11 protein-coding genes are annotated in these 12,120 nt (G+C 31.9%); 4 read left to right on the top strand and 7 right to left on the bottom strand.

The features are described 5' to 3' along the window. Positions 1-2: 2 nt before the first annotated feature. From EAG08_RS06875 to EAG08_RS06865, 3 genes are all read left to right on the top strand, one after another. Positions 3-659, top strand: a complete 657-nt coding sequence (locus EAG08_RS06875) for a hypothetical protein (protein WP_129534808.1) — start codon at positions 3-5, stop codon at positions 657-659. Positions 660-1,162: 503 nt separating this feature from the next. After that, positions 1,163-1,714: a hypothetical protein gene (locus EAG08_RS06870; protein WP_129534807.1), complete on the top strand. Its 552-nt coding sequence runs from the start codon at positions 1,163-1,165 to the stop codon at positions 1,712-1,714. Next, positions 1,711-2,592 carry a hypothetical protein gene (locus EAG08_RS06865; protein ID WP_129534806.1) on the top strand — a complete coding sequence of 294 codons (882 nt, stop codon included), beginning with the start codon at positions 1,711-1,713 and terminating at the stop codon, positions 2,590-2,592. Before EAG08_RS06870 ends, EAG08_RS06865 begins: the two co-directional genes overlap by 4 nt. Before the next feature lie 222 nt (positions 2,593-2,814). On the opposite strand, the gene EAG08_RS06860 is transcribed toward EAG08_RS06865, so the two are convergent. The 5 genes from EAG08_RS06860 to EAG08_RS06845 all read right to left on the bottom strand — a co-directional run bounded on the left by EAG08_RS06860 (position 2,815) and on the right by EAG08_RS06845 (position 7,349). Then, positions 2,815-4,272: a serine hydrolase domain-containing protein gene (locus tag EAG08_RS06860; protein WP_129534805.1), complete on the bottom strand. Its 1,458-nt coding sequence runs from the start codon at positions 4,270-4,272 to the stop codon at positions 2,815-2,817. A gap of 74 nt (positions 4,273-4,346) precedes the next feature. Then, positions 4,347-5,357 (bottom strand): serine hydrolase domain-containing protein, encoded by a 1,011-nt coding sequence (locus EAG08_RS06855; protein WP_228446807.1) that lies wholly within the window; start codon positions 5,355-5,357, stop codon positions 4,347-4,349. A gap of 139 nt (positions 5,358-5,496) precedes the next feature. After that, positions 5,497-5,781, bottom strand: a complete 285-nt coding sequence (locus EAG08_RS21930; RefSeq protein ID WP_228446806.1) for a helix-turn-helix domain-containing protein — start codon at positions 5,779-5,781, stop codon at positions 5,497-5,499. A gap of 8 nt (positions 5,782-5,789) precedes the next feature. After that, complete coding sequence (locus tag EAG08_RS06850) at positions 5,790-6,629, bottom strand: AraC family transcriptional regulator (protein ID WP_228446805.1); 840 nt, start codon at positions 6,627-6,629, stop codon at positions 5,790-5,792. Between the two features lie 234 nt (positions 6,630-6,863). Beyond that, on the bottom strand, positions 6,864-7,349 hold the full coding sequence (locus EAG08_RS06845; RefSeq protein WP_129534804.1) for a hypothetical protein: 486 nt from the start codon (positions 7,347-7,349) through the stop codon (positions 6,864-6,866). A gap of 228 nt (positions 7,350-7,577) precedes the next feature. On the opposite strand from EAG08_RS06845, the gene EAG08_RS06840 reads away from it, so the two are divergent. Next, on the top strand, positions 7,578-10,607 hold the full coding sequence (locus EAG08_RS06840) for a VIT domain-containing protein (RefSeq protein WP_129534803.1): 3,030 nt from the start codon (positions 7,578-7,580) through the stop codon (positions 10,605-10,607). A gap of 121 nt (positions 10,608-10,728) precedes the next feature. Here the strand turns inward: EAG08_RS06840 and EAG08_RS06835 are convergent, their stop codons facing one another. Then, positions 10,729-11,121: a hypothetical protein gene (locus EAG08_RS06835; protein WP_129534802.1), complete on the bottom strand. Its 393-nt coding sequence runs from the start codon at positions 11,119-11,121 to the stop codon at positions 10,729-10,731. Positions 11,122-11,625: 504 nt separating this feature from the next. Beyond that, positions 11,626-12,102 carry a hypothetical protein gene (locus EAG08_RS06830; protein ID WP_129534801.1) on the bottom strand — a complete coding sequence of 159 codons (477 nt, stop codon included), beginning with the start codon at positions 12,100-12,102 and terminating at the stop codon, positions 11,626-11,628. Positions 12,103-12,120 lie beyond the last annotated feature (18 nt).

The following is a 12,120-nucleotide window of genomic DNA, read 5'->3' as shown; positions in this document are numbered from 1 at the left end:
GAATGGAAAACCCTTTTGTTTTTGATCGACCAAATAATATAAGTGTTGATGATTTCTTAAAATTTTATATAAAAGATAATACTTATACCAGATTTTTAGAATCAACAAGAAATATAATTCTTATTGGAGTAAGAGGAAGTGGAAAAACATCTACTTTACTCTATTATTCATATCCAATTCAATTGAAAAATGATGAAGTTACTGATAAGCAAAAAATTATTGGAATTCACATACCTTGCAAAAACCCACTATTAGGAAAAAGAGAATATTTACTTTATAAAGATGATACAAAGAAATATATTGCAGTAGAGCATTTTTTAACTATAAATATATTATCAAGTATATGTGAAACTTTTTTGAGTACTTATGAGAGTCTTGAAATTGATATCGAAATCGAGAAAGAAATAACAGATTATATTTCCTTTATTCTAAATACTGAATTAAAATTAGGCAAAACAGTATTTGAAAAAGTAAAATTGTTCTTAACAAGAGAATCAATTGAAAGTCAAAGAAAATTGAATAACGATGATTTTGAAAGTTTTATTGATTATTCATTTTCATTTAATAATACAGTAGTACCCATATTGGAGCAATTGAAATCAATTCCTAAGCTTAATGATTCTCATTTTTCTTTATTTTTGATGATGTACAAGACTTAAGTCAAATTCATAAGGAAATTATTAACTCTTGGGTCTCATATAGGGATAATAAACTTTTTAGTTTTAAAATTGCAACCGCAGATATCAAGCCATTTCATTTAACAGCGAATGGAGGAGTAATTCTGGAAGGTCATGATTTTATAAAAATAGACCTTACAAAAAAGCTTTATAGTAAAGATTCAGAGTTTAGTAATTTTGCAAAAGATGTTATTAATAAAAGGCTTAAAATTGCTGGAATAAATACAACCGTTGATAATTTTTTTCCTATAAATAAATCTTTTAAAGAAAGTTTAGAGGTAGGCAAAGTAAAAGCTCGTGAAATTGCACTACAAAAGTTTCCAGAACCTAAAGGAACTCAGATAGCTGATTTTATAGCAAAAAATGGTAGAGCTTTTGCATTTAGAAGAATTCCGAAGGCAAACTTACCCAATTATTCAGGCTTTGATACAATTGTTGATATTTCTACTGGTGTTATAAGAAATCTATTAACTCCGATTTTTTATATGTATGAGAAAGAAGTTTCAAATAGGGCGGGTGAGAAAGTTGAATTTATTCCCGATCCAACTCAGTCCGATATTATTAAACAGTCTAGTCTAGACTTTTGGAATAAACTAAGAAATATAGATTCTGAAATTGAAGATTGCTCCGCAGATTTATCTAAATATATTAATAATTTCTTTAATCAATTAATGATATATTTAAGGAAAAGGCTTGGAGAAGAATCAATTGCTGAGCCGAGAGCTTTAAATTTTATTATATCACAAAGAATAAAGGATCATGACGACAGAGTAAATGAAATAATTGATTTTTGCTTAAGAAGTACATTGCTATATAAGAGAACTGTCAGTCATAAAAATGATGGAACAAAATTGGACTTATATGTGCCAAATAGATTATTGCTACCAACGCATGGACTAGATCCTCATGGTCAATACTCGCATTTTCCAATACCTGCAAAGTCTTTTATCGAAGCAGCTTACAATAATAAGGCTATACCTTTTTTCAAAGATGATGATGATACTAATGTTGAACAATTAGAATTTAACTTTGAATGAAAAAATATAATTTAGTAACAGTATTAGGATGGGAAGAAAGATTCTTATTAGGTTTAAAAACAATTTTAAAGGATTTTGTTCTTGAAAGTATTATATTAATACAGTTTGAAGATTATTTATCGATGGATAATATGAGTAATAATTATGCTGAAATAGTTAACTTATCAAATGAATATAACTTCGAAATAATTGATGTAAAGCTTGAATATAATGATTCAATAAAAAATTGGAATCTTCTAGAATATTTATTTGTTAAATCTGAAACTAACTATCTTTTTAATATAACAACTATTCCACGGGAAACTATATGGACTCTGTTTTTCTTTTTAAAAAGAAAGGTTGAAACTTTAAACTACATTTATTTTAGACCAAAGATTTACTGTAATGATTGGCTGACCAGAAATCATAAATTTCCAAGATTGTTGTTTAAGCATTCTGGTTTATTTGATTTGAATAAAAAATTATCATTATTTGTTATTGCTGGTTTTGATAATTCTAGATTAGAGCAATTAATAGATTACTATGAGCCTTCCAAAATTATTATATTTTATCAAAAAGATAATTTTTTTGAGAATGGAGAGCGGGATTTAACGTTTTACAAATTTGCTAGTAGATTTGATTGTAAAATAATTGAAATAAATACTTATGATGTAGGTAAAACTTCTAATGTTATTTTTGACCAATTTACTGAATATGAAAAAGAATATAACATAATCATTGATTCACAAGGACCAAAAATTTCATCAATGAGTGTATATGAAGTTTACTTAAGATCTAAAGAACAGATGGGCTTGGCTTATGTTGCTGCCAAAGACTTTAATTCAAAATATTCGCAAGGTATAGATGATAAATATGTATTTGGAGAGTTTAGATTTTAATTTGCAACACAAAAATATTTGGAGAAATTTCCCCTATACTTCCCCTTTGTAAATGCCATTGCTATAAACCCCATAAATAAAGGGAAAAATAAAAAATATTCGAGCCCAGGTGGGACCACTTTAAAAAAAGCACTTACATTGTCGTAAGTGCTTTTTTATTTTAATTTAGATAAGTATAATTGTATTTTACAATGTATTGATTTTCAATATGTTTAATGAGGTTTATTTTCCTTTATTAGTAATTTTAATTGTATTAGTCATGCTGCCTCTAGATAATTTCACAGAATTTACCTTCCCATCATTAAATTCAAATTTCAGTAGATTTGGATAATCGATAATTTTGAATAATCCGTTTTTTAAATACACCAATTCATTTTCATTTTTCCCTTTAAAGTGTTGAAGAATCGCAGATTCCACATATAGACGATTATTTTTTTCTACTATTTTGGTTTCCATTTTTTGTCCGTAAAGGAAATCGTCGTAAGTTCCGATGAGCTTTTCTTTTAAGCTTGAAGGTATTTCTTGCGTTTCTTCGTTATGGAAATTTCCTTTCCAGTTCATCAATTTCAGAATTGTTTTCTGTGTTTGTCCCATCACGGGAAAGCGATTCGGTTTTTCGCCATTGGCAAGAAAGGCAAATCCGTTTCCGTCTTTCATAGTTCCCATCACGTTTCCGCCAACCCCTGTGTTTGAGCCGTTGCACGCAAACCAGTCATAATTATTATAACCAAAGGATTTTTGCCAACCGTAACTCCATCCGCCAACAGCATTTTTGAAAGCCGATACTTCGGTCATTTTTTTTGCTACATTGTGGGAAACGACTTTATTGTTTTTGTTGCGCAAAGCATTTTGGATTTCTATAGCAATTTTGGCTAGTTCTGTCGGAGTTGACCATAATCCTGACGGACCAACTTGTGGAGTAATGGGTAAACCGGTTTTAATTACTTTTCCGTCTTTATCGTGAACCATAGCAATATTCGTCAGAAATCCTTTTTCATTTGGCTGAATCATGGATGTGTGTTTTAAACCAAGTGGAGCGAAAATATATTCTTTTGCTAATTCAGCAATCGTTGTATTGAATTTATCTTCCAAAGCCATTTGGATAATTGTGTAACCGCCACCACTGTATTGCCAATTGGTTCCCGGCTCAAAAAGGAATTCGATTTCTTTCTCATATCTCGGGATTTTTCCCAAAAGACTTTCTTCAAGTGTAGGAATTTTTTCACCTTCATAATGGTCCTCAAAACCGTCTTGAGACGTTCCTGCAGTATGATTCAGAAATTGTCTCCAGGTTGGAGCTTGGTTTTCCGTAAACTTACTTTTTGGCAAATGCCATCTTTTTAGAGATTTGTCAATCGGCTCATTGAGATTAATTAAGCCTTTTTCTTCCAGGATAAAACAAAGAAGTGCCGTAATTGGTTTTGAGATAGATGCTGTGGAAAAAGCAGTGTTCTCATCAATCTTTTCAGGCGAATTTGCTGATTTTACACCGAATTGTTTGGAATAAACAATCTTATAATTTTCAAAAACAACTACGCTGAATCCCGGAAGTTTGTATTTTTCTAATTGTTCATCGATTTTTAAACTGTCGGTAAGAAAGCTGTAGTCTTTTTTCTGAGCAAAAGCCTGAAAGCTTGTAAAGAATAATAGAAAAAGACTGATGTAAGAAATTGTTTTCATTGTATCGTTATTTAAGGTTTTGATAAAAATTTATTTCAAGATATTTCTATAGATGACGTTCAGCAGATTCTGTCTCATTTTGAAATCTTGTTGGTTAAAAGAATGATGATTCCCCAATTTTTAGCTCTGTTGTAGCAGATGATGGAGGATTGTCCCAACGAATCTCCGGTTTTTAGATAAATGGTGTCTCCGTCAGTTGTATTGATGTTGAATCCCAATCCCAATTCCCGTTTCTCATCTTTGAAGTAAATTTTTTCGCTTATCAATCCTGCGTTGGATATTGTATTGCCTTTGTCTAAAAGGGTTTTCATATATTTCACCATATCAGAGGCGTTGGATTTTATTAGTCCAGCTGGTGCAGTTACATTCCAGTTGAAAAATTCCTGAATGCCACCTTTTGGATTATAGCCTGTTGTTTTATTTTTCACATCGAAATTTTTCGTCAATGTGCGGTTCATTTTTGTAGGAATCAATATTTTTTCTCGGATGATTTCATCATAAGTTTTGCCATATATTTTTTCCAAAATCTGTCCCAGTAAAGTAAAGCTGGTATTAGAATATCGGAATTTTCCATAATCAATCAGATCTTTGCAATCATTAATTATTTTGGCTAATGATTGTTCTGTAACGCTATCCATTGGCTGTTGTGGATTGTTTTCCAATAATTTCACAAAATCGTAATCAGGCAAACCAGATTGATGTGAAGCCAAATCTGAAATTTTAATTTTATTCTGAAGGTTTTTCTGTAGAACATATTGTTTTGGCAGATAACTATCGATATAATCATCAAGCTTTAATTTATTTTCAAGAGAAGCTTGTGCAATCATATTTCCGGTTAAGATTTTGGTAATAGAAGCAATTTCGAAGATGGAATTTTTATCAATATCCACCTTGCTTTCCTTACTCAGTTTTCCGTAAGAAGTGTAGAATTCTTTATTGTTATGAATGAATCCAACACTGATTCCAACGTCCGGATTTTTAGTGTAATTATCTTGGATGATAGAATCAATTTTTTTGGAAAAGTCTTGTCCGAAAGAAATTTGGCTGATGAATAACAGCGTTGCGAAGATTTTAATTGTTTTCATTGTATCGTTATTTATGAGTTAATCAATATTTCGATACAAAGATGTGGAAGTGCGAAATCCTGTGCGACCGAGTAAAGGTATTCGTCCAGATTTCGTGAAAAGAATTGGTAGGAATGATTAAATCGAGAAGTACGAGTAATTACAACGATTTGTCTTGCAGTGATTTGCGGTATTCGGTTGGTGTGTTTCCCGTGTGTTTTTTAAAGGCCGTATTGAAAGAAGATTTTGAATTAAAACCTACTTCATAAAGAATTTCAAGAATCGTAACCTTCGATTTTGATGGATCTTTCAGAATTTCCATTGCATTTTCGATCCGGTAAGTATTCACAAAATCATAAAAATGTTGTCCCAGCTGATGATTAATCAAAACAGATAATTCCCGAACCGGAACATTCATTTCTTTAGAAATGTCCTGAATCGTCAAAGCCGGATTTAAAAATGGCTTTCATCAATCATATATTTTTTCAACTTTAGAAGATCCTCATTCAATGTTTCCGGCTCGATCTTTTTCTCCTCCAAAATCAAGTCGGAAACGAGTTTCAATTTCGAATCAATATTTCTGAAAAGTCCGGGATTATTCAGCGCTTTGTACAGATACCAGCAAATGATAAAAAGTTGCGATACCAAGATCCCGATTTTGATCCAATCGGAAACGTATGGATAATCGGAAAATTTGAAAATATTTTTAAGAATGACAACCAGATAAAAAACTGTCAAAACACTCGTGAACTGAAATAGCCAATGGTAAGAACTAAGACTTTCTCCCGAATTATTTTCCAGATAAAGTTTCTTCGCCTTTCTCAACAGCAGAAAAACAGCCGTAAAATAAACCACAACCTGAAGATGAAACAGCCAATGAGTGAATTGCAACTCCACCATATTCTGACGGTTGACAATAAAATCAAGCTTCGAAGCCAAATCCACCGAATAAAAACGAGGCACCAAAGCAAGATTCGCAATCAAAAACGGAAGTAAATGAACAAGATATTTTGGTTTCCACTTAAAATCGGAATAACAAACCGACAAAACATACAGATAAAAAGCCGGAATCTGTAAAAAAGCCAACAAAGTTCGAAACATTCCAAGATTCGATGGACCGTCAGTTATTTGGCTGATTAAAGGTTCGCTAATGTCAATAGAAGTAATGATGAGGAAAAAGGCGAAAAGTCGATTGCTGATTTTGTGCTCAGTCTTAACAGTCAATAGAAAAAATGCCAGGAAAAACGAAATGAACAGCGAGATGATTGTCACAATACTTAATAAATTATCCATTCACGCTGATTTGTTGAGGTTGTAGATTTTGTTTTTGTAAATATAGATGAAATACAATTTTCTACCAATTTCAAAATTCAGAAAAGATTGAAAATATAAATCACAACTTATAAATAGTTAAACTGCATAAGAATTTTAAAACTTGCTTTCATTTGTTTAAAAAAAAATCTCCAAAATCTAAAGACTTTGGAGATTATATCGAACCATTTAAATCTAATCTGATTTTAAAAAGTTTTATTTACCAGGCTTTAAAGAAAAATTATCTACATAAACTGCTTGATGTACACCATTCAGCAAAACTTTCAGTCCCAAGTTTGAATCTTTTTTCAGAGAAATGTCATACGCTTTTTTTCCACCCTCAATTTTTGAAGATTTAGCTATTGAAACATATGATTTTGCATCAGAAACATTATTGATTGAGAATAATTCTAATGCAGTTTCTCCACCATTGTCTGAAATATCAAGAGTCAATGTATATTTTCCTGCTTTAATTTTTGGAGTCACCAGATACATATTTTCTCCGGGATTGGTCATCGAATAAAATACGATTTTTTTATCACTTGCGTAAAGCATTGCTTTTCCTTGTTGAGCAGTCCAGCATTTGTTGATCTCTTTCCATGCATCAAAATTTTCTGTAAGGGTAGATACGGTTTTACATTGTGCGTTTGCTGTTGCAAATCCTCCTAAAGCTACTATTCCTGCAAATACGATTTTTTTCATTATAATCATTTATCTATTGTGAGGTAAAAATACTTAAAAAAGGCTATATCAGAAAGGTATTGCTTGATGATGTATGTTAACTCAGACTTTCGAAAGTTTTAAATATTTTTTTTAAATTAAAGCTTTTGAATAATTTATGATAAAAGAGTTTTCATCATTTCCAACCTTTCTCCTAATCATTGCATCAATATATATAATTACATTTGTTAAACTTCAAACGCAGTTGATATGAAAAATTTATGGCTTTTACTTTTAGTATGGTTTCCAATGGTTTGCTTAGCTCAGATTCCGGTGATAGAAACGCCGGATGGAAAAGGTGGTTTCGGGAAGAATAATCAGGTTGTTCTTCAGAAATTGAATATTGAAACCAAAATTACGGGTAGTATTTCAACCAATATCGTGACGATGGTTTTTAGAAATAATTCTAACCGATTGATGGAAGGTAGATTGACTTTTCCACTTCCGGAAGGCGTAAATGTGAGCGGCTATGCAATTGATATCAATGGGAAATTGCGAAATGCAGTTCCGGTAGAAAAAGAAAAAGCAAAAGAAGTTTTTGAAACCATTCAAAAAAGAAATGTAGACCCCGGAATTTTAGAAAAAGTGGAAGGTAATAATTTCAGAACAAGAATTTATCCTATCAACGCCAATGGTGGCGAGAGAACGGTTCAGATTTCTTACAATTATGAATTAAAAAAATTGGCTGACCACTATCAATTCTTTTTGCCGCTGAATTTTGATCATCCTATTCCTGAGTTTACATTGAAAACAATAGTTTTTCAGACTCAGATGACTCCAAAATTAGAAGAAAAACCTGACGGAAGTTTTCAGTTTGTGAAAAATGGAAATGTCTGGATTGCCGAAACACATAAAACCAATTATAAACCAACTCAGAATTTAAGAGTTAACTTTCTACAAAATGATGAGAACGAAAATGTTATGATTCAGAAAGCATCTGATAATTCTTCTTACTTTTTAGCAAATATTATCATCAATTCTAATGAAAGATCTAAAAAATTATCTGCAAAAACTGCAATCGTTTGGGATAATTCTTTGAGTGGTTCTAAGAGAAATCACGTGAAAGAATTTGCTTTGTTGGATGAATATTTTAAAATCAATAAAAATGTTTCGGTCAACATCTATTTCATTAACAATACTTTTGATGAAGGTAAAAGTTTTAAAATTAATGATGGAAATTGGACTGAATTAAAAACTTATTTATCCCAAATTACTTACGACGGCGGAACCGATTTTAGTCAATTGAAACCAATAAAAGAAGATGAAATCTTATTTTTCACAGACGGAATGTCATCTTTCGGAAATCTGAATCTGCCTTGGACAATATCTGTCTATACGATTGCCGCATCCAATAAAGTGAATTTTAATCAGTTGAAATTCATCAGCACAAAAACAGGCGGAGAATTTTTAAATTTAAATGAAAACGATCCCGAAAAAGAGATTCGTAAAATATTGTACCAGCAATTGAAGTTCTTAGGTGTTGAGAGTAACGATTCTTTGTCGGAAATGTATCCTGCTTTACCACAAAGCATTGCTCAGGATTTTGTGCTGACGGGGATCTTAAAAGGAAACCAATCAACTGTAAAAGTTCTGTTCGGATATGGAAATGAAGTGACAGAAACCAAAACAATACATTTAAATACAGAAAAACAATCGGTAAAAGATTGGGAAATCTCAAAATTTTGGGCTCAGAAAAAGCTGAACGAACTGGAAATTTTTGAGCAAAAAAACAAGGACGAAATCAAGAATATCAGCAGACAGTTTGGGTTGGTAAGCAATAATATGAGTCTGATGGTTTTGGAAGACGTTAATGATTATGTGCGATACAAAATTCCTCCACCAGCTGAACTGCAGTCTGAATACAACAAAATTGTAAAAAACAACAGGGAAGAGCGGGAAGAAAGAGTGCAGGATTTGATGTCTGATGCCGAAGAAATGGCAGAAAATCTTAAAGCTTGGTGGAATACGGACTTTAGTGCCCAACAAAAATCTTATCCAAAGCCAAATAGTGCAAATTCTGCAGATGGTGTCAATGATATATCGGAAGAAAAAATAGAGATTATTCAAAATGTAGTTCCCGAGCCAGTTGCTGCTCCAAAAGTTGAAGCTGCTCCGCCAGCATCGCCAGTGGCAACGAGAGAAGTTCAGGCTTCTCAAGTAATATCCGCAAGAGCATTATCAAGTGCTGAAAGAAGTATACCTACAGTTCAGGCGCTTCAAGGGCAAGTTGCAGGAATTAATGTTTCATCAGATTCAGTAAGCATTAAGAAAATTGAGGAAGTTGTTGTGATGGGAATAAAAGCTGGTGGAAAAATTTCAATTGTGGACGTAAAATCTGATGCAAAATACATGAGGTTTTTTGAATCTTTAAAAAAACCTGCAGATATTTATCAAACCTATTTAAAATATAGAAAAGACTATCAGGAAACGCCACAATACTATTTTGATATTGCTCAATTGTTGTTTAAAAATAATGATAAAAAATTGGGATTGAAAGTATTAAGTTCTATTGCAGATCTTGATATTGAAAATGAAGAATTGTACAAATTACTCGCTTACAAACTGAAGCAGGCAGAAGTATTTGATAAGCAACTTTGGATTACCCAAAAGGTTTTAGAATGGCGACCTTTCGACCCGCAAAGTTACCGTGATTACGCATTGGCATTAGAAGACAATAAGCAGTATCAGGCGGCTCTAGATAATTTATACAAAGTGCTCACCCAATCTTATACTCAGGAGTTAGCAAACAGAGATGATGGTATTGAGGAGGTTGTTTTAATGGAAATGAATCAGTTGATTTCAAATCATAAAAATCAACTGGATTTCACGAAAATCAATCCCAAAATTGTGGCAGATTTACCGGTGAATATCCGCGTTGTTATCAATTGGAACAAAGATAATACAGATATTGATCTTTGGGTGACAGATTCTAATGGCGAACGCTGCATGTATTCTAATAACAAAACAAAAATCGGAGGAAGATTAAGTAATGATTTTACCAGCGGTTTCGGTCCTGAACAGTTTTTACTAAAAAAAGCAGTCAAAGGAAAGTATAAAATTGAAACCAATTTTTTTGGTGAAAATCAAGTGAACGTTTCCGGTCCCACGGCGATTATGGCGGAAATTTTCATCAATTACGCTACGGGCAAACAAGAAAGAAAAATTGTGGTTTTCCAGAATAAAACAGAAACAGATCGAGGCGATAAAGAAGGCGTTTTGATTGGAGAATTTGAGTTTTAAACTGAAATAAATTTAGATATAACACTCTCAGAAATGGGAGTGTTTTGTTTTGATAATTGTATTAAACTTGAGGTTTTTATCACCGCAGGAAATCATGAGATTCTGTTTCTTATCAATTGACTTACGCAGCCCTTCCCGGATTAGAATTTTTTATGCATACCAAGCAGTACAGATCCTTTCTCCAAACTCGGTTTACTTTATAATTTAATACTGCATTTATTTCCTGAACGATATTTATATTTTGGTCTGCAATAGATTTTTCAGTGTCAGATTTTGTTTCTGAAGCTTTTTTATGATCCGGACTTTTTATTTTCTTATCATCTGTAAGATTTTTTTCTTTCTTTTCTAATAGTAAAGCAGAATCTGAATTATATGATTGAGATTTTTCATTATTAACATTCAAAATAGTATCTGTTTTAACCTTCACTTTTTGACTTGAAGAATTCAGTTCTTTATTTTGAGCTGAAAAAATGGTAAAACAGAAAATGAACAAAAGGTTTAAATATGATTTCATAATTTGATAATTGAGTCCCAATTTAGTGAAAATTTGAATATTTTTTTATTTCTTCTTTAAACTTTTTAAAACTGGTGAAATTCGGAAGAACCATCTAGCGTTTCGGTGATCAAACTGTTTCCGTTGATTAGATAAAGTATGGGATAAACGTTAATGTCGAATTGTCTTTCAATTTTTTTTCAATCGGCAATTACAAGGGATTTCACTTATTTATTAATGAAATATCTCTTGACATTCGCTGTTGAATCTGAACCAAAAATATTGATGGCTTAAAATGACGAGGCTTTCATATTTTTCGTTAAGGCTGCAGAGAATCTTGTTTTTCAAAATATTTCAGAGTATAATTTTTCGGAAGTAGCACCTTGAGATTCGTTGTTTTGTCATAGAAAATATAATTGCTAAATAAGTAGGTAATAGTTTCTCCGGGCTTTCCGTCTACAAAACTTTTCCTTTCAAATTTGGTCAGGTTGAAATTTTCCGAAATGTAAATATGTAACTCTACTCTTATCTCTTTACCTTCATAATAATTAATGCTCTCAACGTTTGAATAATGAGTATGAATTTTTCCGTCGATTTGCGTCTCATCGATAAAAGTCCATTTCTTTTGAGTAAAGTTGTAGGGCCAAATTGTCTCAGTCGGGAAGAGAAAATCGCAGCGTTTTGATTGTCTTTATTTTCATATTCATAGATGGTTTTTTTAGTGTGATTGACGTGATAATACAAACCATTTTTATAAAACTCTTCTGAACTTTCGTTCTTGCTATAGAATTCAAAATCTTTATTTTGAGGTTTGTAAATGGTATACAAAGCATTGGTAACAGACATTGCATATGTTTCAGGATTTGAATATGATGCAGTTTCTTTATAGCTGATTACATTGGCCTGAAAATATTTCCGTTTGGCTTTTTCGAGATCAGGAACTTGAGCTTGTAAATGATTTGTACAACTACATAAAAGAAAAGTAAAGAAGAATTTTAGCATTTTGTATGATGTCAGTCT

Origin of the sequence: Chryseobacterium sp. 3008163 (genome assembly GCF_003669035.1) — a bacterium.
In the GTDB taxonomy this organism is placed as follows: domain Bacteria; phylum Bacteroidota; class Bacteroidia; order Flavobacteriales; family Weeksellaceae; genus Chryseobacterium.
Note: the sequence above shows the minus strand (reverse complement) of the source record. Positions and strands in the feature narration are given on the sequence as shown.